We start from the raw sequence: 25,087 nt of genomic DNA on the forward strand, positions 1-25,087 counted from the left end.
GCTACTCCGCCGCCAGCGCCATCGGAGGCGCAGAGTGGACGTGGATCGGCTCGAAGCGCTCGCCGTGATGGCTGCTGTGGTGGCTCTGGCCGCGATCCAGATCGCGCGACAACATCCGGGCGGTGGCGCCGGAGGACCGGTTCACGAGCTCCATGTAGCCCTTCGTCACCCGTGTGAAGTGATTGTAGATGATCACGGCCGGGATCGCGGCGACGAGGCCGATGGCGGTTGCGAGAAGCGCTTCGGCGATGCCGGGCGCGACGACGGCGAGGTTCGTGGTCTGCGACTTCGAGATGCCGATGAAGCTGTTCATGATGCCCCAGACCGTGCCGAACAGGCCGACGAAGGGCGAGATCGAGCCGATCGTGGCGAGCAGGCCCATGCCGGTCCGGCAACGCCGGCCCTCGGCACGTACGATCTCGGAGAAGCTCGACGCGGCGCGCTCGTTGACGCCGTGAGACGGCAGTTCGGACGACATTCTGATCTCGTGCATGGCGGCGTCGATCAGAGCCGTCAGCACGTTCTGGCGTGATCCCAGCGCGAGCTTGGCTTCCGACAGCCAGCGTACGTCGTCGACCTTGCGCAGCGCGCCGCTCAGCTTCCGGCGCAGGATGGAGAACTCGATGGTCTTGGCGATGAAGACGGTCCAGGTCGCAAGCGAGGCGAGCGCGAGCCCCATCATGACCGACTTCACGAGAATGTCGGCGGCCAGGAACATCGACCATGGCGACAGATCATGCGGCACGTGTGATGCCGCTTGCGCACCGCCTTGTGCCGCGCCCTGGGCCGGCTTCTCTGCCTGGTCCTTCGCCTTGTCGCCCGCTGCCGTGTCCGTGACGGCTTCGGTCGCGGTCGACGGTTGGGTGTCGTTCGTTGCGGCGGCCGGTGCCTGGTTCGTTGCACCAGCTTGCGGCGTGGTCGCGGCCGGAGCCGGCGAAGGCGCGGCCGCCTGCGCCGTGGGCGCGGGCTGGGCAACGGCGGGGGCTGTCTGCGCCTGTCCGACGGTCATCGGCTTCGGAGCCCCGCCCTGAGCTTGAGCTGCGTGCGCGACGGGAGCCGGCGCACTGGCGGCGTTGGCGAGCGCAGCTGCAGGCGCCTGCGTGGCGGCCGCCGTCGTCGGAGCCTGAACGGATTTCGCGCCGGTCGGAGTCGTGGGACTCGGTGCTGCGGTCTGCGGGGCGGTGGCAGCCTGGCCAGGTCTCGGCGACGTGGCCGGCTGCTCGGCATGCGCCATGGCGCCGGCCGAAACGGCTGCGATCACCGCTCCTACATGAAGAACGATCCTGAACATGTTGCTGCGTACCCCTTGGTAGTTATCTTCTCTGTAATGCTTCTAGTCGTAACCCGGCTGTTTTGAGACGGCGCGTTGACTCAAAGCGGGAACATCAATGTCGGCAGTCACTCCGGTGAGTGCGATGCCAGATGAAAAATCGAATCGTGTGGTCTGCGTAAGAGCTCGCGATGCTGCCCATCGCGTCATAACTCCCTGAAAGTCCTGACCTGGGGCGCGACGAGCCGTGCACGGTTCCGCCAACGCGGCTGCCTGTCACGCAAATGCCGCCGTTCGGTCTTCCATCAATTCTAATTAGTCGGCGCCGGCGTGATGGTCCCGTTCGGTGGGCGCGAGGGCATCACGCGCGTTCTTCGAGACGTGATGCCGCCGGAAAGGGCTCGAAAGCGTCGAGATCCGAATCAGGGTGCGGTGGAATCAGGTTTGTTTGAAAAAACGGGCCCCGCGCGATCTGGTCAAGCCGCGAGCGGTGGCTGAAGTTCGCGAATCGCACACGCTTGCCGGCGTAGCAAGATCGTGCTGCTCGCAAGCGGCGGTCTGCCGGCAGTCAAGGACGTGTGACAGCTCAAGGAAGAGACAGGCGGCCGCTTGTGAGATTGGACGGTGGTCCATCGCGAAGGCTGAGAACGGCTCCGCAGCGATGTGGTCATCGTCCGAACGAATGAGCCGGGCTGCATGTGTGCAACCCGGCTCGTAGACGATCGAAAACAACGTGAGCATGGCGACCGAAGGCGGATATTGAGACGCGCGTTTCCTTGGAAGCAGCGGTCGATGCCGGGTCTATCGCTTGCCATCTCGACCGCTGTCATGCTCCGCGAAGGCAGTGCATCCAGCAATCCGCGAAGATGATGAACCGAGATGTCACGGCGTACCAGATCGTCCGCGTTCGCGGACGATGACAGTGAGGGTCTACATATCTGCATCAATAGGGCTGGAACGTTGAAAACGGTCGTCTAGTTCTCGGCCCAGTAGCGGATCAGGTTGTGATAGAGGCCGGTCAGCCGCACCATCTCCGGATCGTCGCGTCCCATCCGCTGCGACAATCCCTGGATCGTCGTGTCGAGATCGAAGATCATGCTGCGCGCGAGGGGATCGCGGATCATGCTCTGCAGCCAGAAGAACGAGGCGACGCGGACGCCGCGCGTCACCGGGGTGACCATGTGCAGGCTCGAGGCGGGATACAGCACGAGGTCGCCGGCCGGCAGCTTGACCTCGTGCGAGCCGTACAGATCCTCGATCACCAGCTCGCCGCCGTCGTAATCCTCCGGCTCGGACAGAAACAGCGTGACCGAAAGGTCGGTGCGAATGCGCAGGCCGGTGAGCGTGTCGCCGCGGACCGCGTTGTCGACGTGGATGCCGAAATGGTGGCCCAACTCCGCGCTGTAGCGGTTGAACAGCGGCGGGAAGATCTGCTGCGGGATGGCTGCGGCGAGAAAGCGCGGATTGGCGGTCATCGCCGAAATGATGCGGTGGCCGAGCTTGCGCGCCACCTCGCTGTCGGGCGGCAACTGCTCGTTGCGCTTGACCATGGCCGACTGGGCGCCGGCCGTCGAGCGACCGTCCTCCCAGTCGCTGTCGTCCATGATGTGGCGGAAGTCCGCCACATCGTCTTTGCTCAAAACTCCGGGGACACAGATCAGCATGAACTCATCACTTGATGTATGCCCAGGTTTGGGTGTGCGATCAGAACCGCCCGGACAGGACGATCGACGCGCTTCGTCCCGGACCGACGAGCACGAACGGGGTGGCACTCTGATAGAGAGCGTCGTAGTAGAGCTTGTCGAAGATGTTGGCAACAAACAGCTTCGCCGTCCAGTTCTTGTCGAGCTTGGCTTCCGCGAACGCATCGAAGCGCCAGTAGCTCGGCAGCTCCGTGCCCTGGTTCGCCGCCAGCCAGGTGCCGCCGAAGATCTTCGAGCGGTACACCGCCTGGCCGCCGATCTCCCAGGTGTCGTTGATCTGGTACTTCGTCAGCAGGCTGAACGACTGGTGCGCGGTGTTGGCGAGCTGCAGGCCGACATTGCTGGTGAACAGCGCGGTGTTGGCTGGCGGGATGTTCGACTTCGTCACCTCGGACTGCATCAGCACGATGCCGCCGAAGATGCTCCATTTGTCGGTCAGCTTGCCGCCCGCCTGCAGGTCGATGCCGCGGATGCGGTAGGCGGCCCCGGCCGAGAGGCATGGCACGTTGCCGATGGTTCCTGCCGGATACGGGCAGTCCGCCGTGGCCTGCGCGGCGCTGGCGATGTTGCGTGACTCGCGGGCGTTCTCCTTCTCGGTCTGGAACAGCGCTCCGGTGACCAGCAGGCGACCGTCGAGCAGCTCCCACTTGGTGCCGATCTCGATCGAGGTGTTCTTCTCGGGCCCGAAGATCTGGTTGGCGCCGCCATTGGTGACCGCCGACAGGCCGCCATATTGCGGGCTGAGGCCGTCGAACTCCGCGCCGACCGGATTCGACGAGGTGGCGTAGGCCGCATAGAAGCTGGCGTAGGGCACCGGCTTCAAGGTCATGCCGACGTTGAAGTTCGGCATGCCGCTGGAGGCCGCCGTCGAACCCGGCGTGTTGGCGACGCCGTTGACGGTGCCGAAGCCGTCGACCCGGACGTCGTATTTGTCGTAGCGCACGCCGCCGTTGAGGATGACGAGATCGCGGTAGTTGACGCTGTCGAGCGCGTAGACGCTCGCCGAGTCGATCTTCACGTTCGTCGGGAATTGTCCCAGCGACGGAATGCCGAACGGTAGGTTGGTGAACTGCGGGTTGAACACGCTCACGCCCGAGAGCGAGCCGCTGCCCGCGAACGCCAGGCCCTGCTGCTCGGATGTCAACCCGGTGTAGCTGTTGATGCGCGCCTTTTCCTGCGAGACTTCGAGCCCCGCGAGCACGGTGTGCCTGAAGTTGCCGGTATCGAACTTGTAGGTCGCCTCGAGCTGGTTGGCGAGCACGTCGGTCTGCTGGAAGCGGCTCTGCGGATTGGCCCGGATCGTCGAATTCGACAGCGGGTTGGTGAGCGTCGGGCCTTCCGGCAGCGTGCCGATGTAGTTCAGGGTCGAGCGCGACACCCGGATCTTGTCGGAGATAGTCAGGTCTGGAGTGACCTTCACCTCGGCATTGAACGTACCGATGTCCTGTCCGACACGCGAGAAGTCGCGGTTGACGAAGCCATACCAGGCGTTGCGCGGCGAGCCGACCTCGGGGAATGGCGCGCCGGCGGTGAGCGTGCTCGGCCGATAGTAGGGCACGCCGAAGTCCGGACGGCCGGTCACCTCGTTGTGGATGTAGTTGGCGGACAGGGTCACGGTGTCCAGCGGCGTCCACTTGGTGGCGACGAAGCCGCCGTTGCGGTTGTCGGTGACGTAGTCGCGGCCGGCCACGCCGGCATCCTGGAACAGGCCGCCGACGCGGGCAGCGAAGGTCGGCGTGATCTTCTGGTTGACGTCGATCACCACGCGCTTGGTCCTGTCGGTGCCGAGCGTGGTGTCCATGTTGTAGAAGCTGTTCTCGGTCGTGGCCTGCTTGGTCACGATGTTGATCGCGCCGCCGGTGGTGCCGCGGCCGGCGAAGGACGACGCCGGGCCGCGCAGGATCTCGACCTGCTCGGTGAAGAAGTTCTCACGCACGGAGACGCCGGCGTCACGCACGCCGTCGATGAAGACGTCGTTGCGGGCGTCGAAGCCGCGGATGAAGAAGCGGTCGCCGAACGCGTTGCCGCCTTCGCCGGTGCCGAGCGTCACGCCGGCGGTGGAAAGCACCGCGGATTTGAGGCTGGTGGAGTTCTTGTCCGCCAGGATCTCCTTGCTCAGGACGGTGACGGTCTTCGGCGTGTTGAGCAGCTTCTCCGGAAACTTGCCGGAGGCCTGCAGCCGCTCGCCCTTGTAGTCGGAGGCGGGGCTGGAATAGGGGTTGCGGTCGGGCGGCAGATTGCTCTTCGGCGCCGCGGCCTGTTGTTGTTGTTGCTGGCGGGCGGCGCGGCGCATCGCGTCGCGGGCGCGGACCTGGTCCGCGGTCGGGCGCGAGGCGGCCGGCTTGGGGCGCGCCACCGGGGCTTCGACGGTGACGGACGGCAGCGGCGCCTGTTGGGCTTCGGCACCGGAGAACGAGGCAACCGCGATCAGGCTCGCGACTGCCGAGACTTTCACACCGGAAATCTCGGGAGATGGATCCCACTCGTGTCCGCTTGCCCCTCGCAAGCTCCTTGGAAAGACTGCCTTACCCATACTCGACCACCCCATTCGTTACGCAAAACTTTGACTTGGGTTCGCTTGAACGCCCGCAACCGGCGCGCGCTTGTTGCGAATGCAAGTCAAGAAGCGGGGGAAAGCGGCCCAAAGCTGGTTCCGCCGGTGGCCGGAATGCGAAAAGTTTCCATCCATTTCTGAGAATAAGAGTTGTTTGCAGACTGTCGCCCCGTAGCAACAGTTGAAATCTCCTGGTTGAACCGATCTCCGTCATTCAATTGCTGATGAGAGAATTGGTGGTCCTTCACGTCGTCTCGCGAGGTGGATCGTTCGCTTGACGATCACTTCGGTCGATCTTCGGTTCGAGCTGCTCCCCGCCGCGTCGCGAGATGCGGCGGGAATCTGGCGAATCTGTTGCCCGATCGGGACGCGTGTGCGGCTCGGAACTTCGCCGTGGTGATCAGGTAGAACGCGGGCGCCCGGAGCGATCTGGGTGAACGGGACGTTGCCGCGGTGGCAGGTGTCGGAATGGAGCGGTTGGTGAGGTTCCGAGCGTAGACCTTCATGCCAGGGGCCGGCATCTGCAGCGGTCTCGACCGTGAGATCAGCGGCGCTCGGCGATGATCGCGACCGGCCCGCCGCCGTCGGGACCCTGATGCTCGGCGCCGCCCGAGACGAACAGGTCGGTGAAGCCGAACAGCCCGGCCAGCGCGCCGCCGACGAAGGCGCGGGCATGGCGGGTGGAGGAGACGTCGCTGTCATCCAGCATGGTATGCCGCTGGCCGCGCAGCCGGCCGCTCTGCGCCGCCTCCGCCTTGGCGAGCACCGCGGCGATGCGGCTGCGATCGGCCGCCGCCACCTGGCCCGGCACGTTCAGGCCGAGCCGGGCGAGCGCCTGCCGGGCCGGCTCGATGTCGATGGCATCGCCCATGACGGCATGATCGATCGCGAGCGGCCCGCTCCAGGTGGCCGACATGCCGGCCACCATGATCTCGTGGTCGAGCAGCTCGACGCCGCCCGAGGTGGCCGCGCGCGCGCTGTAGCGCGAGACGTCGGCGCAGATCGTCGCGTCGGAGACATCGGCGGCGGCGAGCTCGCCGAGCGCGATCGCGACACCCAGCGCCGAGGCGCCGCGCGAGAAGCCCATCGATTTCAGCGTATCGCGCACGGCGGTGCGCTGTCCCCGGGCCTCGACCGCCTCGATGCGCTCCATCGTCAGCAGCGGGCATTTCACCTGCACATAATGGACGTCGGCGGGATCGCTGATGCCGGCGTCGGTCATGGCCGCGCGCACGCCGGCGGCCACGAGCTCGACCTGCGGCATGCGGCCGAGATGCTCGCCCGGCAGCGCCGGCGTGCGCGCGCGCCCCAGCGCCAGCGATGCCGGGAAAGCGCGCGGCGCCGCGGCGTCACCCCCGTCGCGTGCCTCGAACACAATCATGTGCGGCGACAGCGCGCCCTCGGTGCCGCCCGACATCACCATCGCGATCTGCCGCACGGCGTCGGCTGCGAGATAGCGGCCGAGCAGCGTCTCCAGCGAGCGCACGGCGAAGGCGCGGGTGAAGTCGTTGACGCAGCCATTGCCTTCGGTCTTGCCGAGAATGGCGACGATGCCGGCGGGATCGATGGCGCCTTGCGCGATTCCGGCCTCGAGCGCGCCGACATCGTCCGGGCTCCGCATCGGCAGGCGGTGAACGTAGGCGCGGCGCAGCGTGGTCGGCATGTCGAGAACTCCTGTCGGGCGTCCGGCGACACTAGGCAATCACGAAGCCGCGCGCGACGGTGTTCCGGGATGGTCCGCGTGCTATCCTTCGCAATCCCATCTCGACGACTGGTGCTCCATGCCTCTCTGGACCTGCTTTCAATGCGGCGCGCAGTTTCCCGATACGGTAGCGCCGCCCGGCCATTGCGTCGTCTGCGAGGACGAGCGGCAATATGTGAATTGGAAGGGACAGAGCTTCCTCAGCCGCGACGACCTTGCTGGCCGGCATCAGGTCATCTGGCGCGAGGATGACGGGCTGACCGGCCTCGCTCTGGACCCGAGCTTTGCGATCGGCCAGCGCGCGCTGCTCGTTCCCGAGCCGGACGGCTGCGTGATGTGGGACTGCATTCCCTTGGCGACCGATGCGGCCATCTCCCGCGTCCGCTCATTGGGCGGCCTGAAGGCCATCGCGGTGTCGCATCCGCACTACTATGGCGCGGTCGCCGATTGGAGCGCCGCGTTCGGCAACGCGCCGGTCTATCTCCATGGCGACGACCGCGCCTTCGTCACCCGGCCGCATCCGGCGATCGTGCCATGGACGGGCGATCGCCTCGCCATCTCGGATGACGTCGTGCTGCTGCGGACCGGCGGGCATTTTGCCGGCGCCACCATCCTGCATTGGCGCAAAGGTGCCGGTGGCAAGGGCGCGCTGTTGACCGGTGACATCGCGATGGTGGCGATGGATCGCCGCCACGTCAGCTTCATGTACTCCTATCCGAACTACATCCCGCTCGGCGCGGCCGCCGTGCGCCGCATCGCCGATGCGGTCGCGCCGCTGGCCTTCGATCGCATCTACGGCGCCTGGTGGCAGAAGAATATCGCCGACGATGCGAAGGCGGCGTTCGATCGCTCGGTGCGGCGTTATCTTCAGGCGATCGCTTGAGCCGCCAGCTTTGCGGAATCCCCGTAAAGTAACGGGGCATTAGGCACAACCAGAAGGTTGTTTCAGGGCATCTTGCAGTCTTTGGTCGGATGGTATCGAAGTATCCCGGGCGGAATGGGGTACCTCAATGCATTTGCCATCGTGCTCGTCGGCGACCGGCGCCATCGTGCCGGCCGGGCTCCTCGTGCATTCAGACCTCCGATCAGCTCCCCATCATCCGGTGTCCGCCTCCAGCGCCGGCGACCTGTCCTGGCGCTGGATTCTGTTGGCGCTGGTGCTCGCCATCGTGCTCGCGGTGCCGTTCCTGCTGGTCGATGTCCCGCCGGTGCTCGACTATCCCAACCACCTCGCGCGGCTGTTCGTGCTGGCGCATCCCGACGATCCCGTGCTGTCGCAGATATACGCGCCGAATTGGCGCATCCTGCCCAATCTCGGCATGGACGTGATCGGCGTCGCGCTGCTGCGCGTCACCGACGTTCATGTCGGCGGCCGCATCCTGCTCGCGCTCAGCCTGTTCGCGCCGCTCGTCGGCGTCATCACCTATCACCGCGCGGTGTTCGGCCGGCTGTCGTTGTGGCCGCTGGCGGCCGGCATCGTCGCCTATGACGGCGTCTTCCTGCTCGGCTTCATGAATTTCCAGCTCTCGCTCGGCCTGGCCCTCGGCGGCGCCGCCGGCTGGGTGGCGCTGCGCCGTCGGGGCGGCTGGCTGCCCGCGATCGCCTGGGGCGCCATCGCCGCGGCGGCCGCCTTCCTCTGCCACATCTTCGGCCTGCTGTTCTTCGCGGTCCTGATCGGCGCCGGAGAGGCCGACCGGCTGTGGCGGCTGCGCCGGTCGCCGGTCCTGGCGCGGGAGTTCGCTGTCGCTGCCTGTGCGCTCGGAGTCACGCTCAGCCCGGCCGTGCTGCTCTATGGGCTCTGTCCGCTGGGCGAGGGTGGATTGCAACTCGGCGACTGGGACGGACCGCCGAAGCTGTGGCGCATCATGACGCCGTTCCTGACAACCAGCGCCGAGCTGACGATCATCACGACGGTCGTGGTGATGTCTGTGTTGGTCCTCGTCCGGCGCCAGCTCGTCGTCGCGCCGGGCGTTCCGCTGGCGCTGGCGGCGCTGTTCGTCGCCTTCGTCGCCGCGCCGTGGACGGCGCTGGGAGGAACGTTGATCGACATGCGCTTTGCCGCGATGTGCGGCCTGCTGCTGTTCGCCGGCTTGCAGCCGGTCGTGTCCGGCAGGAAGGCGGTGCTCGTCGGCATCGTCCTCTCGGGGCTGATGTTGATTCGGACCGCGGATATCGCATCGGCATGGATCGATCACAGGGTGGACCTCGCCGAACTGCGCGCGGCGATCGCGCATGTGCAGCCCGGCGCGCGCGTCATCGCCGCGCATGGCCACGAGCAGCCCGTCTCCAGCCGGCGCGAGCGGATCCTGCCCGGATTCCGCTACGTCGATTCCCATATGGCGGCGCTGCTCGTGATCGAGCGGCGGGCGTTCTGGCCGCTGATGTTCGCCCATCCGAACCAGCAGCCCATCACGGTCCGTCCCTCTTTCGCTCGTCTTGCGCAGCCGCTGGCCGAGCCCGCCGCGTGGCGCTGGCTGCAACCTGACACGCCGCCCGCCGACGTGTTGCCGCTCGCGCGCTATCTGGCCGGCTGGCGGTCGAACTTCGATGCTGTCCTGCTGCTCGACCCGCCAGTCCCTGAGCAGCCGGTCGCCGGACTCACGCCGCTCTATCTCGGCAGCTACATCCAACTGTTCCGCATCGGGCAGGGCACCGGCACCACCGCTGTGCAGGAGCCTCAGCCCGCTCCGCCGGCGGCCTCACCTTCGTGAAGCCGGAACGACGGCCGCCGCTCCCCATCCGTCTCCGGTGATCCCTTGTCGCCGTTCGGCCGTTGCCTTGCGCTGGCCGGGCGCTAGGCGCGGTCGGTGGCGCCACAACGGAGAAGCGACATGCAACGCATCGTGCCGGGGCCGGGCCAGGAATCGGTGTGGGACTATCCACGGCCGCCGCGGCTGGAGCGCTGCACGGCGCGGCTGCGCGTCGCATTTGCCGGCGTCACCATCGCCGACACGCAGGATGGCCATCGCGTGCTCGAGACCAGCCATCCTCCGGTCTACTACATCCCGCCGCAGCATGTCGCGATGCAGTGGCTGCGGCGCGCGCCCGGCCGGTCGTTCTGCGAGTTCAAGGGCGTCGCCGGCTACTGGACGCTGGAGGTCGGCGGCCGCGTGTCCGAGCAGGCCGCCTGGAGCTACGAGCAGCCGACGGCGCCATTCGCACCGATCGCGGGCCATCTGGCGTTCTATGCCTCGCGGGTCGAGGCCTGCTTCGTCGGCGACGAGCGCGTTGCCGCGCAACAGGGCGATTTCTACGGCGGCTGGATCACCTCTCGTGTCGTCGGACCGTTCAAGGGCGGGCCGGGTACGCGGCACTGGTAGACAGGCTCCCGTCCCGATGCATGATCCGGTCGCCGATCCTGATCGTAGGGATGAATGGTGACGGCAGCCTGCGCATGCAGCGCGGCCTGACTTGGCTGGGGCCGCAATCCCTGCCGGACCAGATCTCATCTTCACGACGCCGGGGGAATGCCATGCGACGGTTGATGAAGTTTCTGCACACGATGGGCGCGATCGGCATGATGGGCGCGATGGCCTGCCTCGTCGTGCTGCTCGGCCTCATCCCGCAGCCGTCGGTGTCGCTTGCGCACTATGCCGAGATGCGCGCGGCGATGGGCGCCATCGTGCGCTACGTGTTCTTCCCCTCGCTCGGCCTGACCCTGGTCGCCGGCCTGCTGGCGATCGCGATCAACCGCGCGCTGCACAGCGCCGGCTGGGCGCTCGCCAAGCTCGCTTCCGGCATCCTCGTCTTCGAATGGGGCTTTGCCGCCGTGCAGGGACCGATGCAGGAAGCCGCCGAGGAGGCCGCGCGCGCCGTCGCCGGCCAGATCGATCCGGCGACGCTTGCGCCCAACTTCGGCACCGAGCAGGGCGCCATCTGGGTCACGCTCGGCGTCGCCACCGTGAACGTCATCCTGGGCGTCTGGCGGCCGAAGTTTACCAACCTGCCTGATTGAGGAGACTGGGCGCTGGAGGCTGGTGCTACAGTGCGTCGTCGAGGCAGCGCCGTAGTTCGGCGACCGTGGTCACGACACGGCTTGCACCGGCCGCGGCGAGTTGCTCCGCGGTGTGATAGCCCCAGGTGACGCCGATGCCGGGGACGCCTGCAGCCTTTGCCATCAGCATGTCGAAGCTGGTGTCGCCGATGAAGACGGCATCATCAGCCGCGACGCCGGTCTCAGCCAGCGCCTGCAGCAACATGCCGGGATGCGGCTTCGACGGTGCCTTGTCTGCCGCCTGAATGGTGCTGAACCGATCGCGCCAGCCGAGCATTTCGAGCGCCGGCACGACGGCCTTTGAGGTATGTCCGGTCGCTATCGCAAGCACGGTGCCGGGCCTGCAGCTCAGGGCGCCCAGCAACTCGCCGATTCCATCGAACGGCCGCTCGGCAAAGGCGGCATCGCCGCGTAGTTGCGGCAGCACCCGGCCATAGGCCTGCACCATGCTCATGATTGGAGCGCCGTCGCCGGCGAGCTCGGCGAGCACGAGCTCCAGGGAGCGGCCGATCAGCGCCAAGCTGTCCTGCGCGCTAGGCACCGGCAGCCCGAAGTCCGCGAACACGATGCGATGGCATTCGAGGATCAGGGCCCGGCTGTCGACCAGCGTGCCGTCGAAATCGAAGATGATGAGCTGCACGGAGTGGGCTTTCGGGTGGGCGTTCATGGCGAGAGACTAGACCGCGCGCGGGCCGCCTATTTCAATTCCAGCTCCTGCGCGAAGCGCAGCAGGTAGCCGTCGGGATCCTGCACCAGAAACTGGCGTTGGCCGCGTGCCCGCTCGCCCACCCGATACCAGGCTTCGCGACATTCTTCGAATAGCGGCCAGTTCCCTTGTTCAAGCGCGGCCAGCAACGGCGTGATGTCATCAATGATGATCTGGAAATTGATCCCCCGTCCGAACGGCCGTTCGAGGGGGGCGGTCTCCCAGTTGCCGTTGTGCTGCATCAGCATCACCTGTGCGCCCTGCAACTCGATATACATGAAGCGGTCTTCGGGACGCTGATAGGCGATCCGAAAGCCCAGCAGGTCGCACCAGAAGCTCTTGCTCGCATCGAGGTCACTGACGTCGAGCTCGGGGACGAGAGAAGCGAAGCCACCGGTGGGCAATCTGTCGGATGAAGCGGTCATACTGCTCCATCATAGCCGGCAGCGCGCGCGAGAGCCACGGCGTTTGATCTGTCCAATGGATGCGGTCAGTTGCTTGCTGCGCTCGCTGCTGCACAGCGAAGCGCGGGCCAAAACGCAGGTCTTGATCGCTGCTTCAGCGCGATCGCCCCGTCGAGGCCACCGAGAAGAAGATTTTTGTTGCTATTTTTCCGAAATCATGTTTTTCTCTCCCTATCCCGCCTCGTGCAGAGGGACGTACGCGTCGTCACGAACGTGGAGGTGGGCTGCGATGGACGTGACGGCTGCGCCAGACGAGCGCAGTTCGGCGCGGACGGCGAAGTCGTGTGGTCCTGGCCTCTCGACGCTGAGGTCAAGTTCGCTTTCGATGCTGTGACGGCTCGGGGCGGGCGATGGGGGCAAGAACGCCGATCCCCAGGGAGAGCGCGAAGGACACCGTTAAAACCGATCGCGCGGGGGAGGCCGGTTGTCAGGCCCGACCTGTGGTGACTGCCGCCTGCTTTCTTGTTGCAGGCGGGCCATGGGCCGCGGTCAGCACCCGGCCTTCCCCGCGCCCTCTCATTTTCAGAGGGACGACTGCCGCATCACTCGGGCACCGATCGTGCCGCGGGATCGCGAACACGCATGCAAGATCACATGTTCAGGATGTCATCAGGGGGCGGGCCCGCAGCCTCCGACGACGCGCATTGTCTTCAGCTGGTCATGCCCGACGCCAGCGCCGCCGCGGCGCTGACGCCGGCCATGTCGACGTTTTCAGAGCTGCGTCGCCCGCAGCTCGATCGTGAGCGGTACGGTCGTGCGCTTGGCGGCCGGATCGGCCGGCATCTGCAGCACGCGGGCGCGCTGGCCGGTGGCGAGGTCGGTGACCTTGACGATTCGGCCATTGGAGAATTCGAGCGCATCGTGATGTTCGGTCGGCTTGTTGGTGTCGACCTGCCGGAAGCGGGCGAGATGGGCGCCGACCTTGCGCCGGAAGAAGAAGCCCTTGATGCGGACATCGTCTTCGAAGGCGAGCTCCGTGCCCGGCCGCAGGCAGACGGCGGTCAACGGGTCGTCCTTGGTGCAGAAGCCGCGGGTCTCCGTGCCGGGAAATCGACAGGAGACCAGCACGTCGGCAGTTTTGGCATCGCGGGAAGCAACAGTATGGAGGCTGTAGTCACACATGGGGAGCTCCTGAAGGCCGCCAGCACTGAGGCCGCAACGGCGCAGCAGTAGAGTTGTTCCATGTTGTTGCAGCCCGTCTGCTCAAGGACTCCCGCCGCGGGACCGGCCGGCGGCGGGAACTCGCGATCAGGTGAGATGCGCAGCTTCTTCGGCCTCGTCCTCGGCGGCGCCCCAATGCGAGGCGTCCTTGATGGTTGGATCGATCAGCTCGCCGCGCAGCAGCGCCAGCGGCGACTTCCAATACAGCGCGATGTTGTGGAACGGGTCGGTCAGCACCTTGAAGGCCCAGATCAGGCCCGTCGAGACATCCTGCATTGCAAACAGCTGGATGACGCGAAACAGGCCGCCGCCGATGCCGACCGCGAGCCAGAGCAGGCCGACGTGGCGGACGAAGTCCATCCGGCCGGTCGGCTCGGGGAACAGGCCGAACAGCGTCGGAAACGCGAACAGCGCCACCGGCACCAGGCCCCACACCGTCAGCAGCACGATCTTGCGGGTCTGATTGTAGCCGACCTTGACCGCTTCCTTGTAGTCGTTGCTGACGCCGTTGACGTGGTCATAGCCGTTCGGTTCGAAGAAGAAGTGCCCGGTCTGCCGCGTCAGCATCGCGAGCCAGCCGACCAGGCCGGCCATCGCCGGATCCTTGAACAGGAGCGCATAGCACACGAGGAAGATCACGGCGCTGACCAGGTGCAGCGTCTGATTGATCCGGCTCTGATGATAGTAGCGATAGTCGTCGAAGCGCTGCGTCTGCAGCGTCTTGTAGTAGCGCGACATGCGAATCCCCGTGCCGTTGTGGAACGAGGCGAAGACGTAGAGGGCCTCGGTGAAGGTGGCGTGACATTATGATGTTGTCACAATGAAACCGACCGGGATCGGATCGGGAGCCGCAATGTGCGCAAGCGAGCGGACTCTGCGCCGGCGCACGACTCGCCGGCTGGTCTCTCTGTCTGCCGCAAAATGCGGAGAAACGGCTTTGATCCGGATCAAAGCCGGCTGCCGATGTGACGTGTTGCGGCCTGCGTCAGCCGGCGGGCGACCTTGCCAGCCGGATCGCCTCGCTCAGGATCGCCCGGTCACCGATATGGTTGGCGAGCAGCAGCACCAGCCTGGCGTTCATGCGCAGCGCCTCGTCCTCGCCGAGGTCGCGCTGGCCGCCGATCAGCTCGGCATAGAAGTCGTCGGGATCGCTGATGTTCGGGGTGAGGGTCAGGCTCATGCTGCAAGCTCCTGCTGGACCGCGCCGCGCCTGCCGCAGGCGCGCCGGACCGCGTCCGTGATCGCGTCCCCGTCGAACTGCGGCCAGCGGGCGGTGACATATTGATCGGGACGGAACAGATAGGTCGTGCCGGGCGAGGCGCCGTATCGTGCCGCGAGCAGGCCCGTGGCATCGGCGATGTCGCGACCGACGACGATCACCTGCGCCGTGATGCCGTCGATGGTGAGCTGCTCGGCCGTCACGGCGGGGTCGAACGTGACCACGGTGAAGCTGGAGCCGAGACAGTTCAGCAACCAGCCGGGCTCGCCCGCGATCGTCACCGGTGCATCGGCGGCATTGGTGCCAGGCGTCATCGCGCCGGGGACGTTGCCGCCGTCAGGCGTATTCAACGACGACGCGACATAGGGCGTCGGCGTCGACAGCCGGCCGCTGTTGACCAGCGGCCGCGCAAAGCTGTGGTTCTGTGCGAGGTCGAGCACGGCGTCGCGGTAAAGACGACTGGCTTGCGTCTTCGGCGTGATGAAGTCGGTCGCGCGCGTCGAGTTCAGGATGTTGTCGTCGGCGGCAAAGGCGCGCTCCTCGTGATAGCTGTCGATCAGGCTCTCCGGCGCCTCGCCGCGCAGCACCATTGCCAGCTTCCAGGCGAGGTTGTCGATGTCCTGCACGCCGGTGTTGGCGCCGCGGGCGCCGAACGGCGACACCTGGTGCGCCGCGTCGCCCGCGAAGAGGACGCGGCCGTGACGGAAATTGTCGATCCGGCGGCAGGCGAACTGATAGATCGACACCCATTCGAGCTCAAATTCGGTGCTCTCGCCGAGCATGGCCCGGATGCGTGGGATCACGCGCTCGGGCTTCTTCTCCTCGTCCGGATTGGCGTCCCAGCCGAGCTGGAAGTCGATGCGCCAGATGTTGTCGGACTGGCGATGCAGCAGCACCGACTGTCCCGGATGAAACGGCGGATCGAACCAGAACCAGCGCTCGGTCGGATACTCCGCCTTCATCCTGACGTCGGCGATCAGGAAGCGGTCCTGAAAGAACTGACCCGTGAACTCGGCGCCGACCATGCGCCGCGTATCGGAATTGGCGCCGTCGCAGGCGATCACCCACTGCGCCTCCATGGTGAAGATGCCGTCCGGCGTCTCCACCGCGAGCTGCGCGAAGTCGTCGGTCTGCTTGAGGCTGACGAGCCGATGCTTCCAGCGCAGATCGATCAGCGGAGTCCTGTTGCAGGCATCGACCAGAATCTCCTCGAGATAGTATTGTTGCAGGTTGATCATTGCCGGCCAGCGATGGTCGGGCTCGGGCAGCAAATCGAATTGATAAGAGAGCTGGTCGCGGAAGAACACCTTGCCGATGTTCCAGCTCACGCCCTTTTCCACCATCGGCGCGGCGCAGCCGAGCCGATCCCAGATCTCGAGCGGGCGCTTGGCGTAGCACACGGCGCGGGAGCCGATGCTGACGGTATCGTTGTCGTCGAGCACGACCACGGGCTGGCCGCGGGCGGCGAGATCGAGCGCCGCTGTCAGGCCGATCGGCCCGGCGCCGATCACGACGATCGGATGGCGGCGGGTCTCGCCGCTGCGCTGCTCCGCCGAGCAGACATAGGGAAATCGCGGATAGACATAGTTGCTCATGGCTGCCTCGCCTGGCGCGTTGCGGTCGGGACTGTCGGGACGAGCAATCGCTCAGTCGCTGCCTGCGAATTCCTTCTCGTGCATCCAGGCGGTGTGCCGCGGCGGCTTCTTGGTGGTCGCCCATTCGTCGACCATGGCGTGGGCGACCGACTTCATCCGCGCGATCTGCTCGGGCGTTGCAGTCCAGGCCGCGATCTCCAGCCGATGGCCGCTCGGATCATGGAAATAGATCGACTTGAAGATGGTGTGGTCGGTGATCCCGACGACGTCGAGGCCGGCGGCCTCGGCGCGCGCCTTGGCTTCTTCCAGCTCCTCCATGTCCTTGACCTGGAAGGCGATGTGCTGGGTCCATTCCGGGGTGTTCGGATCGCGCCCCATCGGCGGCGAGTTCGGCAGCTCGAAGAAGGCGAGGATGTTGCCGTTTCCCGCATCCAGGAAGATGTGCATGTACGGATCGGGCGCCTTGGTCGAGGGGACCTTGTCCTCGGCGATGGCGCCGAGCAGGTCCATGTTGAGGACCTTCTTGTAGAACTCGACCGTGGCCTTGGCGTCGACGCAGCGATAGGCGACGTGATGGATCTTCTCGATCTGCATGATTGTCCTCCCGTTGTTGCCAGGATAGTAACGAATGATACGATTGCGCGGCATTGATCCAGATCAACCCGACCGGGATCGGATCGAGGCCGCGAGGGGCTGGAAGGACGAGGACAGAGACGCAATGACGAAGCCGGCCACCGACATGCGCGACCGCGAGCAGGGCGAAGCGGCCACGGAGCGCGAGCTCCGATTGCAGCGCTATTTTCCCTACCGGCTGGCCCGGCTCGCCGAACAGGTGTCGCTGGCGGTGGCGGAGGTCTATGCCGACCGCTTCGCGCTGTCGCGCCAGGAATGGCGGATCCTCGCGGCGCTCGGCGAGCAGCCGCGGCTGCCGACCAAGCAGATCGGCCGGCTGACGACGCTCGACAAGATGAACGTCAGCCGCGCCATGCAGAGCCTGGAGGCACGCGGGATCGTCAGCCGCAGCCGCGATCCCGAGGACGGCCGCGAGCGGATCGTGGCGCTGACGGCCGCCGGGCGGGCGCTGTACCGCAGGATCGTGCCCCATGCGCTGGCGCGCGAGGCCGAGCTGCTGAGCGTGCTTTCGGCCGCCGAGATCGCGACCCTCGACACGGTCATCGACAAGCTGCTCGCGGCCGCCGAACGATCGCTCGATGATCCTCCCGGCCGAAAGGCTTGATCGGTGCCGCCGCCGCGCTATATCGACGGTCTCTCTCCACCCCTGATAGCATGGGCCAACGTACGACGATGACCGACACCGCCACCGTTAGCCATTCCTTCCAGGCCGAAGTCTCCGAGCTGCTCCATCTGATGGTGCATTCGGTCTACTCCGAGACCGACATTTTCCTGCGCGAGCTGATTTCGAACGCCTCGGACGCCTGTGACAAGCTGCGTTACGAGGCGATCGCCAGACCCGATCTGATCGGCGACGGCGAGGCGCCGCAGATCCGCATCATCCCGAACAAGGCCGCTGATACGCTGACCATCGCCGACAGCGGCATCGGCATGGAGCGCCAGGAACTGATCGACCATCTCGGCACCATCGCCCGCTCCGGCACCAAGGCGTTCGTGCAGAAGCTGGCCGAGGCCAAGGACGGCACCGGCCTGATCGGCCAGTTCGGCGTCGGCTTCTACTCGGCCTTCATGGTCGCCGACCGCATCGTCGTGATCAGCCGGCGCGCCGGCGGCAGCGAGGTCTGGACCTGGACCTCGTCGGGCGGCGCGGGCTTCGAGGTGGCGCCCGCGTCCGAGGAGGATGCCAAGCGGGTGACGCGCGGCACCGAGATCGTGCTGCACCTCAAGGACGACGCCAAGAAATATCTCGAAACCTATGAGATCGAGCGCATTGTCACCGCCTATTCCGACAACATCCAGTTTCCGATCATGCTGGTGCCGGAGGAGGGCGAGCCGCGCCAGATCAACTCCGCCAGCGCGCTGTGGCAGCGCTCGAAGTCCGAGCTGACGTCCGACGACTACAGCAAGGCCTACAAGTCGATTGCGCACGCGTTCGACGAGCCGGCGATGACGCTGCACTACCGGGCCGAGGGCCGCTATTCCTACGCGGTGCTGCTGTTCGCGCCGTCGACCAAGCCGTTCGACCTGTTCGAGCCGGCGCGCAAGGGCAAGGTCAAGCTCTATGTCCGCCGCGTCTTCATCACCGATGACGCCGACCTGATGCCGGCCTATCTGCGCTTCATCCGCGGCGTGATCGACAGCGAGGACCTGCCGCTCAATTTGTCGCGCGAGATGCTGCAGAACAATCCGCAGCTGGCGCAGATCCGCAAGGCCGTGACCACGCGCGTGATCGGCGAGCTGGAGCAGCTCGCCGACAAGGATGCCGAAAACTTCGACAAGATCTGGGATTCGTTCGGCGCCGTGATCAAGGAAGGCCTGTACGAGGATTTCGAGCGCCGCGACAAGCTGCTGGCGCTGTCGCGCTTCACCACGACATCGGGCGAGCGGCGCTCGCTGAAGCAATATGTCGAAGGTCTCAAGGAGAACCAGACCGAGATCTATTTCCTGGTTGGTGACAGCATCGAGCGGCTGAAGTCCAATCCGCGGCTCGAAGCCGCCAAGGCGCGCGGCGTCGAGGTGCTGCTGCTCACCGATCCGGTCGATGCGTTTTGGACCTCGGCACGGCTGGAGTTCGACGGCAAGCCGCTGAAGTCGCTGAGCCAGGGCGACATCAACTTCGATCCGATCCCGGTGACCGAGCCGAAGCCCGAGGACGAGGCACAGCCGGCGGCCGACGAGGCCAATACGATCGCGCTGATCAAGGCAAGTCTCGGCGACCACGTCACCGACGTGAAGGTCTCGACCCGGCTTACCACCAGCGCGTCGTGCCTGGTGGCCGGCAGCCATGGTCCGGATCGCGAGTTGGAGCGCATCCTGTCGCAGCAGGCGCGCGGGGCGCGCACCAAGCCGATCCTCGAGATCAATCTGCGCCATCCGCTGGTCGTCGCCGTCGCCAAGGCCGCCGCCGACAAGGCCAAGGTCGACGATCTGTCGTTCCTGCTGCTCGAGCAGGCGCAGATCCTCGACGGCGAACTGCCGGAGGATCCGGCCGCCTTCGCGGCCCGTCTCAACCGGCTGGTGCTGCAGGGCGTCGCGGGGGCCTGAGGCAGGCGGGTCGCCGGGCGCGGAGGTCAGTTCTTCGCGCTCACCTGCGGGACCAGCTTGCGCCAGTGCATGATCTCGGCGCGGTAGGTCGCGGCATAGACGCCGACGTCGCCGGTGAGCGGCGTGGCGCCGACCTCGGCGAACTGCCTGCTGATGTCGGGATCGGCCAGCGCGGCGTTGATCTCGCGGTTGAGCAGCTCGACGATGGCTTTCGGCGTGCCGTGCGGCACCGCGACGCCATAGAAGCCGGAGGTTTCGAACGCCGGCAGCACGTCGGCGACCGGCGGCAGATCGGGGAAGGCGGCGGCATGCTCGCGCGTCGTGACGGCCAGCGCCCGGACCTTGCCGGTGCGCAGGAGGTCGGCGGCGGAAGCGGCGTTGTCGAACATCGCGTGGATATGGCCGGAGGCGAGGTCGGTCAGGGCCGGCCCCGAGCCACGATAATGCACGACGGACCAGGTGATGCCGCCGAGCGTCCGGAACAGCTCGGCCGACAGCAGCTGGACGGTGCCAGGACCGGCGGAGCCGACGCTGAGCTTGCCCGGGTTGGCCTTGGCATAGGCCAGGAATTCGGGCAGCGTCTCGACCGGCAGCTGCCGGCTGACCAGCAGCAGCAGCGGCATGCGCGCCATGCCGGCGACGGGGATGAGATCGCCCTCGGCGCCGGGCGAGCGGTCGGTCGAGGCCGTAATGACGTTGGCGGTCGAGGTCGCAAGGATCGTGTAGCCGTCCGGCGCGGCGCTCGCGACGCTCTTGGTGGCGGTCGCGCCGCCCGCACCCGGCCGGTGATCGAGCACGAAGGGCTGGCCCAGTCGGCGGGTCAGCCGATCGCAGATCAGGAGCGACAGCCGGCCGGTGGCTCCGCCCGGGGCAAACGGAATGACCCAGGTGACGGGCTGAGCCGGATAGGGCGCATCAACTCCGGCGAACGCCGTGGTCGAGGTCACGGCTGCAACGCTGCTCCAGGCGGCGCAGCGCAGCAATGCGCGTCGTGTCATCGTGTCCTTGGGCATGCCGGCCTTCGCGTTGGCATGTTCTGGGAGCGGTAGGATAACCGGCATTTCCGAGAACTTCGTAAAGGATCGCATTCGCATCAACAGCGACGCACTCTCGGCCGGTTAACCCTCCCGCTTAACGGCCGGTCAGGCCACCCGGCCTATAAGCACGCCGAATTGGGGTGAGGGCGTTCATGAACTCCGGGCAGTCGGATCGATCTGTGGAACTCAGCACGGCCCCTCGGAAGCCGTCGGCGGCGAAAATCTGGCTGAAGGCGATCGAGCTGACCTCGCGCATCGAGGCAGAGCCGGCGCGGCTGTTCGCCGACGTGGTGGACGACTGGGCCGCGAAGCAGCCCGAACGGCCGGCGCTGATCTCCGATCGCGAGACGCTGAGCTATTCCGCCCTGTCTGGGCGCATCAACCGATACGCCCGCTGGGCGCTGGCCAATGGCATCGGGCCTGGCCACACGATCGCTTTGATGATGCCGAGCCGGCCCGACTACCTGGCCGCCTGGCTCGGGATCAGTCGCGTCGGCGGTGTGGTTGCGCTCATCAATGCCAATCTCATCGGCCCGTCGCTTGCGCATTGCATCAATGTGGCTCGGCCAGTCCATGTGATCGTCTCCAAGGACTTCCATGAAGCCTATACGGAGGTTGCGCCGTTGATCGCGGGCGGGCCGCGTGTCTGGATTGCCGGCGGCGGCGATCTCGACGTCGCGATCGCCGCGATGGATACGCACGCGCTCGACGCGACTGAGCGCCGCGCCGTGACGATTAACGACCGCGCGCTGCTGATCTACACCTCCGGCACGACGGGCCTGCCCAAGGCCGCCAGTATCAGCCATCGCCGCATCATGAACTGGGGCGGCTGGTTTGCCGGCCTCACCGGCGCAGGTCCCGACGATCGCCTCTATGACTGTCTGCCGGTCTATCATTCCGTCGGCGGCATCGTCGCGCCCTGTAGCATGCTGCGCGCCGGCGGTGCGGCGGTGCTCGCGGAGAAATTCTCGGCGAGCAATTTCTGGCGCGACATCGTCCGTCACGATTGCACGCTGGTGCAATATATCGGCGAGCTCTGCCGCTATCTGCTGGCCGCCGCGCCATCCGATTTCGACCGCGCCCATCGGCTGCGGCTCGCCTGCGGCAACGGAATGCGCGGCGACGTCTGGGAGGCGTTCCAGGCGCGCTTCGCCATCCCCCAGGTGCTGGAATTCTATGCCGCGACCGAAGGCAACTTCTCACTCTACAATGTCGAGGGCAGGGTGGGATCGATCGGGCGCGTGCCGTCGCTGCTTGCGCATCGCTTTCCCGCCGAAATCATCAAGCTGGATGCCGACCAGCGCGCACCCTTGCGCGGACCCGACGGGCGGTGCCTGGTCTGCGCGCGCGGCGAGATCGGCGAGGCCATTGGCCGCATCGGTACGGCGGACCAGGGAGGCGGCCGCTTCGAAGGCTATACCGATACGGGCGAGACCGAGAAGAAGATCCTGCGCGACGTCTTCGCCAAGGGCGATGCCTGGTTCCGCACCGGTGACCTGATGCGCCAGGACGACCAGGGCTTCTTCTATTTCGTCGATCGTCTCGGCGACACCTTCCGCTGGAAGGGCGAGAACGTCGCGACCAGCGAGGTGAACGAGGCGATCCTGCAATGTCCCGGCGTGTTGGAAGCATCGACCTATGGTGTCGTCGTGCCCGGCAGGGACGGACGCGCCGGCATGGCTGCGCTCGTCGTCGGCGACAGCTTCGATCTCGATCGCCTCTCTCTAGAACTTGCCCGCCGATTGCCGCCCTATGCTCGGCCGGTGGCGCTCCGCATCACGTCGTCGCTGCAGTCGACCGAAACATTCAAGCAGAAGAAGCAGGCGCTGATGCGCGACGGCTTCGATCCGTCGATCGTGCATGAGCCGCTCTACGTGCGCGACGCCGGGACGGGTGCCTATTGCCTGCTCGATCGGGATCTCCATGCGCGGATCCTCGCCGGCGAGGTTCGTTTGTAGATGATTTTAATCATAGGCCATGATGGGTATTTACCAACGGTCCCGAAAGATGGCTGGCAAGTCCGGCTTCCTTCACCTTCTCGTCCTATGGTCGGTTTCATCGTTTGAACAGTGAGCGGATTGGCCCATGTCGGTACGGTTAAGAATCATTGCAGCGATCAAGCAGATTGCGGACGAGCAGAAGGTCAAGCTGCCGCCGCTGACCGACGAGCTGACGTTGCACGAGACCGGCTTCGACTCGCTCGCTTTCGCCATCCTGGTCGCCCGTCTCGAGGACGATCTCGGCGTCGATCCGTTCACCCTGTCCGAGGATGTGACGTTCCCCAACACGATAGGCGACTTCATCGGGGCCTATGAGAATGTCCCCGCGTGAGATCTTCGCCCTTCGCGACCATCTCGGGGCGGCGCTGACCGAACGGACGATCTCCGATCCGCGTCACGTCATATCGCTCGCCGAGCTGTCGCGCGGAAGCTGCCTCGGCGGCCGCGCCGCAGAGCTCAACGGACGTTCGGTGCTGCTGGCGACCTCCGGCCAGCTCCTCGCCGGCCTCGCGCTGATCGAGATCGACGGCGTCGCACGACGCATCCTGTTGTGTCCGCCGGATCTCAAGGGCGAGCATCTCGCCAGCATCATCGCCGATGCTGAAATCGACGTCATCGTGACCGATGAGGTCCAGCGTTTCGGCGCTTGCGGCGTCGATCTCGTGATCGAGGTCGCCCTGCCGCGGCCTTCTGCCGTGGTCGTGCAGACGGTGTGCGCCACCGAATGGCTGATGCTGACATCAGGCACGTCGGGCGTGCCGAAGATTGTCGGGCATACTCTGGATGGCCTGTGCGGCGCGATCATCGGCGACCGTCCGGGTCCTGGCGAAGCCATGCCGGTGTGGGCGACCTTCTACGACATCCGCCGCTATGGCGGCCTGCAGATCTTCCTGCGCGCCATCGTCGGCGGCGGCTCGATGGTGCTGTCGGATCCCGGCGAGGGGCTCGCGGACCAGATCGCGCGTCTCAACGCGCGCGGCGTCACTCACATGTCCGGAACGCCGTCGCATTGGCGCAAGCTGCTGATGAGCGGATCGGTCGAAGGCTTTGCGCCGCGCTATGTGCGTCTCTCCGGCGAGATCGCCGACCAGGCCGTGCTCGACGGATTGAAGCAGGCATTTCCCGACGCTTCGATCGGTCATGCCTACGCCTCGACGGAGGCCGGCGTCGGCTTCGCGGTCAATGATGGGCTGGAGGGTTTTCCTGCGACGCTGCTCGGCGAGGGCCGCGGGGCCGTCGACATGAAGGTCGTCGACGGCTCGCTGCGCATCCGCTCCAAGCGTGCCGCGCACGCCTATGTCGGACGCTCTGCCGCCGCCCTGACCGACACGGATGGCTATGTCGACACCGGTGACATGGTCGAGCTGCGCGGCGATCGCTACTACTTCGTCGGACGCCGCAACGGCATCATCAATGTCGGCGGGCTCAAGGTCCATCCCGAAGAGATCGAAGCCGTGATCAATGGCCATCCCGAGGTGCGGATGTCGCGCGCCAAGTCGCGGCGCAGCCCGATCACCGGGGGCATCGTCGTCGCCGAGGTCGTGCTGACGGCGGATGCCGATCCGGTACGGAGTGAGACGGTCCGCAATGAGATCCTGGCCGCGTGTCGCGCGCGTCTCGCGGCCCACAAGGTGCCGGCGATGATCCGCGTCGTGCCAGCGCTCGACGTCACTCCGGCCGGCAAGCTGGCGCGCGCCGATGCATAATGTTCTCGTCACCGGCGGCAGCCGTGGCATCGGGCTCGCCATCGCGCGCAGGCTCGCGGGAGCGGGCTATGACGTCATCGCGGTGGCCCGCCGGGAGAGCGACGAGCTGCGCGCCGCGATGGCCGAGTTCAGCGCCAGCAGCGCCGGCATTCATTTCCGCGCCTGCGACCTCAGCATCGTTGATGAACTACCGGCCTTCGTGAAGTCGGTGCGCGACGAGTTCGGTCCGCTCTATGGTCTCGTCAACAATGCCGGTCTCGGCACCGAGGGCCTGCTCGCGACCATGCATAATTCGGAGATCGAGGCACTGGTGCGGCTGAACGTGCTGGCGCCGATGATCCTGACGAAATACGTCGTTCGTCACATGATGGCCGCGGGCGAAGGCCGGGTGATCAACATCTCCTCGATCATCGCCTCTACCGGCTACAAGGGCCTGTCCGTCTACGGAGCGACCAAGGCGGCCGCCAACGGCTTCACGCGCTCGCTGGCGCGCGAGGTCGGCAAGGTCGGCATCACCGTGAACGCGATCGCGCCGGGCTTCATCGCCACCGAGCTGACGCAGAGCATGGACGAGGAGCAGCAGCGACGCATCGCCGGCCGCAGCGCGTTGCGGCGGCTGCCGGAAACGGATGACGTGGCCGCGATGGTTGAATTCCTGCTCAGCGACGGCGGGCGCAATGTCACCGGTACCGTGCTGACGGTCGACGCAGGCAATACCGCCTGAGGCCATTTGCGGCGATCGGTCGCTCTCGCCGTTGATTTCGCTCAAGCGTCCGACGCGCGGCAGCAGCGATAGTGC

22 protein-coding genes are annotated in these 25,087 nt (G+C 66.2%); 10 read left to right on the forward strand and 12 right to left on the reverse strand.

What is annotated here, in order from left to right; all coding sequences use genetic code 11:
- Position 1 precedes the first annotated feature (1 nt).
- From exbB to QW861_RS24595, 4 genes are all read right to left on the reverse strand, one after another.
- A complete protein-coding gene (gene exbB / locus QW861_RS24580) occupies positions 2-1,291 on the reverse strand; it encodes a tonB-system energizer ExbB (protein ID WP_316193583.1) in 1,290 nt (429 codons plus the stop codon).
- 953 nt (positions 1,292-2,244) lie between these two features.
- On the reverse strand, positions 2,245-2,934 hold the full coding sequence (locus tag QW861_RS24585) for a Fe2+-dependent dioxygenase (RefSeq protein WP_316193584.1): 690 nt from the start codon (positions 2,932-2,934) through the stop codon (positions 2,245-2,247).
- A gap of 40 nt (positions 2,935-2,974) precedes the next feature.
- On the reverse strand, positions 2,975-5,506 hold the full coding sequence (locus QW861_RS24590) for a TonB-dependent receptor (protein WP_316175011.1): 2,532 nt from the start codon (positions 5,504-5,506) through the stop codon (positions 2,975-2,977).
- Between the two features lie 565 nt (positions 5,507-6,071).
- A complete protein-coding gene (locus QW861_RS24595; RefSeq protein WP_316193585.1) occupies positions 6,072-7,190 on the reverse strand; it encodes a ring-opening amidohydrolase in 1,119 nt (372 codons plus the stop codon).
- A 118-nt stretch (positions 7,191-7,308) separates the two neighbouring features.
- Here QW861_RS24595 and QW861_RS24600 point away from each other — a divergent pair, with 118 nt between their 5' ends.
- From QW861_RS24600 to QW861_RS24615, 4 genes are all read left to right on the forward strand, one after another.
- Positions 7,309-8,112 carry an MBL fold metallo-hydrolase gene (locus tag QW861_RS24600; RefSeq protein ID WP_316171295.1) on the forward strand — a complete coding sequence of 268 codons (804 nt, stop codon included), beginning with the start codon at positions 7,309-7,311 and terminating at the stop codon, positions 8,110-8,112.
- Positions 8,113-8,239: 127 nt separating this feature from the next.
- Positions 8,240-9,940 carry a hypothetical protein gene (locus tag QW861_RS24605; RefSeq protein WP_315753734.1) on the forward strand — a complete coding sequence of 567 codons (1,701 nt, stop codon included), beginning with the start codon at positions 8,240-8,242 and terminating at the stop codon, positions 9,938-9,940.
- A gap of 120 nt (positions 9,941-10,060) precedes the next feature.
- Positions 10,061-10,549 carry a DUF427 domain-containing protein gene (locus tag QW861_RS24610; protein ID WP_315753732.1) on the forward strand — a complete coding sequence of 163 codons (489 nt, stop codon included), beginning with the start codon at positions 10,061-10,063 and terminating at the stop codon, positions 10,547-10,549.
- A 152-nt stretch (positions 10,550-10,701) separates the two neighbouring features.
- A complete protein-coding gene (locus tag QW861_RS24615; RefSeq protein ID WP_315753730.1) occupies positions 10,702-11,184 on the forward strand; it encodes a hypothetical protein in 483 nt (160 codons plus the stop codon).
- 25 nt (positions 11,185-11,209) lie between these two features.
- Here the strand turns inward: QW861_RS24615 and QW861_RS24620 are convergent, their stop codons facing one another.
- From QW861_RS24620 to QW861_RS24650, 7 genes are all read right to left on the reverse strand, one after another.
- Entirely contained in the window at positions 11,210-11,863 is a 654-nt protein-coding gene (locus tag QW861_RS24620) for an HAD-IA family hydrolase (protein ID WP_315753728.1), read from the reverse strand.
- 56 nt (positions 11,864-11,919) lie between these two features.
- On the reverse strand, positions 11,920-12,354 hold the full coding sequence (locus tag QW861_RS24625; protein WP_315753726.1) for a VOC family protein: 435 nt from the start codon (positions 12,352-12,354) through the stop codon (positions 11,920-11,922).
- Positions 12,355-13,104: 750 nt separating this feature from the next.
- Positions 13,105-13,515, reverse strand: a complete 411-nt coding sequence (locus QW861_RS24630) for a hypothetical protein (RefSeq protein WP_315753724.1) — start codon at positions 13,513-13,515, stop codon at positions 13,105-13,107.
- Positions 13,516-13,641: 126 nt separating this feature from the next.
- The gene (locus QW861_RS24635) at positions 13,642-14,292 is read right to left on the reverse strand and encodes an Mpo1-like protein (RefSeq protein WP_315753721.1); all 651 of its coding nucleotides are present in this window, start codon (positions 14,290-14,292) and stop codon (positions 13,642-13,644) included.
- A gap of 247 nt (positions 14,293-14,539) precedes the next feature.
- Complete coding sequence (locus QW861_RS24640; protein WP_315716512.1) at positions 14,540-14,734, reverse strand: DUF2783 domain-containing protein; 195 nt, start codon at positions 14,732-14,734, stop codon at positions 14,540-14,542.
- Positions 14,731-16,368 (reverse strand): FAD-dependent oxidoreductase, encoded by a 1,638-nt coding sequence (locus QW861_RS24645; RefSeq protein ID WP_315753719.1) that lies wholly within the window; start codon positions 16,366-16,368, stop codon positions 14,731-14,733. The genes QW861_RS24640 and QW861_RS24645 overlap by 4 nt, the downstream gene beginning before the upstream one ends.
- A gap of 51 nt (positions 16,369-16,419) precedes the next feature.
- Positions 16,420-16,962 (reverse strand): VOC family protein, encoded by a 543-nt coding sequence (locus QW861_RS24650; protein WP_315716514.1) that lies wholly within the window; start codon positions 16,960-16,962, stop codon positions 16,420-16,422.
- Positions 16,963-17,086: 124 nt separating this feature from the next.
- On the opposite strand from QW861_RS24650, the gene QW861_RS24655 reads away from it, so the two are divergent.
- Both QW861_RS24655 and htpG read left to right on the forward strand, forming a co-directional pair.
- Positions 17,087-17,605 (forward strand): MarR family transcriptional regulator, encoded by a 519-nt coding sequence (locus QW861_RS24655; RefSeq protein ID WP_315753717.1) that lies wholly within the window; start codon positions 17,087-17,089, stop codon positions 17,603-17,605.
- A gap of 68 nt (positions 17,606-17,673) precedes the next feature.
- Complete coding sequence (gene htpG, locus QW861_RS24660) at positions 17,674-19,545, forward strand: molecular chaperone HtpG (protein WP_315753715.1); 1,872 nt, start codon at positions 17,674-17,676, stop codon at positions 19,543-19,545.
- Positions 19,546-19,571: 26 nt separating this feature from the next.
- Here htpG and QW861_RS24665 read toward each other — a convergent pair whose 3' ends face one another.
- Complete coding sequence (locus tag QW861_RS24665) at positions 19,572-20,558, reverse strand: tripartite tricarboxylate transporter substrate binding protein (protein ID WP_315753713.1); 987 nt, start codon at positions 20,556-20,558, stop codon at positions 19,572-19,574.
- A gap of 176 nt (positions 20,559-20,734) precedes the next feature.
- Between QW861_RS24665 and QW861_RS24670 the strand changes: the two genes are divergently transcribed.
- From QW861_RS24670 to QW861_RS24685, 4 genes are all read left to right on the forward strand, one after another.
- Positions 20,735-22,540 (forward strand): long-chain-acyl-CoA synthetase, encoded by a 1,806-nt coding sequence (locus QW861_RS24670; RefSeq protein ID WP_315753711.1) that lies wholly within the window; start codon positions 20,735-20,737, stop codon positions 22,538-22,540.
- A gap of 127 nt (positions 22,541-22,667) precedes the next feature.
- Positions 22,668-22,913 (forward strand): acyl carrier protein, encoded by a 246-nt coding sequence (locus QW861_RS24675; protein WP_315716519.1) that lies wholly within the window; start codon positions 22,668-22,670, stop codon positions 22,911-22,913.
- Positions 22,900-24,288 (forward strand): AMP-binding protein, encoded by a 1,389-nt coding sequence (locus tag QW861_RS24680; protein WP_315753709.1) that lies wholly within the window; start codon positions 22,900-22,902, stop codon positions 24,286-24,288. The genes QW861_RS24675 and QW861_RS24680 overlap by 14 nt, the downstream gene beginning before the upstream one ends.
- Positions 24,281-25,012: an SDR family NAD(P)-dependent oxidoreductase gene (locus QW861_RS24685; RefSeq protein ID WP_315753707.1), complete on the forward strand. Its 732-nt coding sequence runs from the start codon at positions 24,281-24,283 to the stop codon at positions 25,010-25,012. Before QW861_RS24680 ends, QW861_RS24685 begins: the two co-directional genes overlap by 8 nt.
- Positions 25,013-25,087 lie beyond the last annotated feature (75 nt).

Source organism: Bradyrhizobium sp. SZCCHNRI1029 (assembly GCF_032487555.1).
Classification (GTDB): domain Bacteria; phylum Pseudomonadota; class Alphaproteobacteria; order Rhizobiales; family Xanthobacteraceae; genus Bradyrhizobium.

Coding starts and splice junctions, on each gene's coding strand:
- exbB (WP_316193583.1), bottom strand. CDS start 1,291: ATGTTCAGGATCGTTCTTCATGTAGGAGCGGTGATCGCAGCCGTTTCG.
- QW861_RS24585 (WP_316193584.1), bottom strand. CDS start 2,934: ATGCTGATCTGTGTCCCCGGAGTTTTGAGCAAAGACGATGTGGCGGAC.
- QW861_RS24590 (WP_316175011.1), bottom strand. CDS start 5,506: ATGGGTAAGGCAGTCTTTCCAAGGAGCTTGCGAGGGGCAAGCGGACAC.
- QW861_RS24595 (WP_316193585.1), bottom strand. CDS start 7,190: ATGCCGACCACGCTGCGCCGCGCCTACGTTCACCGCCTGCCGATGCGG.
- QW861_RS24600 (WP_316171295.1), top strand. CDS start 7,309: ATGCCTCTCTGGACCTGCTTTCAATGCGGCGCGCAGTTTCCCGATACG.
- QW861_RS24605 (WP_315753734.1), top strand. CDS start 8,240: ATGCATTTGCCATCGTGCTCGTCGGCGACCGGCGCCATCGTGCCGGCC.
- QW861_RS24610 (WP_315753732.1), top strand. CDS start 10,061: ATGCAACGCATCGTGCCGGGGCCGGGCCAGGAATCGGTGTGGGACTAT.
- QW861_RS24615 (WP_315753730.1), top strand. CDS start 10,702: ATGCGACGGTTGATGAAGTTTCTGCACACGATGGGCGCGATCGGCATG.
- QW861_RS24625 (WP_315753726.1), bottom strand. CDS start 12,354: ATGACCGCTTCATCCGACAGATTGCCCACCGGTGGCTTCGCTTCTCTC.
- QW861_RS24630 (WP_315753724.1), bottom strand. CDS start 13,515: ATGTGTGACTACAGCCTCCATACTGTTGCTTCCCGCGATGCCAAAACT.
- QW861_RS24635 (WP_315753721.1), bottom strand. CDS start 14,292: ATGTCGCGCTACTACAAGACGCTGCAGACGCAGCGCTTCGACGACTAT.
- QW861_RS24640 (WP_315716512.1), bottom strand. CDS start 14,734: ATGAGCCTGACCCTCACCCCGAACATCAGCGATCCCGACGACTTCTAT.
- QW861_RS24645 (WP_315753719.1), bottom strand. CDS start 16,368: ATGAGCAACTATGTCTATCCGCGATTTCCCTATGTCTGCTCGGCGGAG.
- QW861_RS24650 (WP_315716514.1), bottom strand. CDS start 16,962: ATGCAGATCGAGAAGATCCATCACGTCGCCTATCGCTGCGTCGACGCC.
- QW861_RS24655 (WP_315753717.1), top strand. CDS start 17,087: ATGACGAAGCCGGCCACCGACATGCGCGACCGCGAGCAGGGCGAAGCG.
- htpG (WP_315753715.1), top strand. CDS start 17,674: ATGACCGACACCGCCACCGTTAGCCATTCCTTCCAGGCCGAAGTCTCC.
- QW861_RS24665 (WP_315753713.1), bottom strand. CDS start 20,558: ATGCCCAAGGACACGATGACACGACGCGCATTGCTGCGCTGCGCCGCC.
- QW861_RS24670 (WP_315753711.1), top strand. CDS start 20,735: ATGAACTCCGGGCAGTCGGATCGATCTGTGGAACTCAGCACGGCCCCT.
- QW861_RS24675 (WP_315716519.1), top strand. CDS start 22,668: ATGTCGGTACGGTTAAGAATCATTGCAGCGATCAAGCAGATTGCGGAC.
- QW861_RS24680 (WP_315753709.1), top strand. CDS start 22,900: ATGTCCCCGCGTGAGATCTTCGCCCTTCGCGACCATCTCGGGGCGGCG.
- QW861_RS24685 (WP_315753707.1), top strand. CDS start 24,281: ATGCATAATGTTCTCGTCACCGGCGGCAGCCGTGGCATCGGGCTCGCC.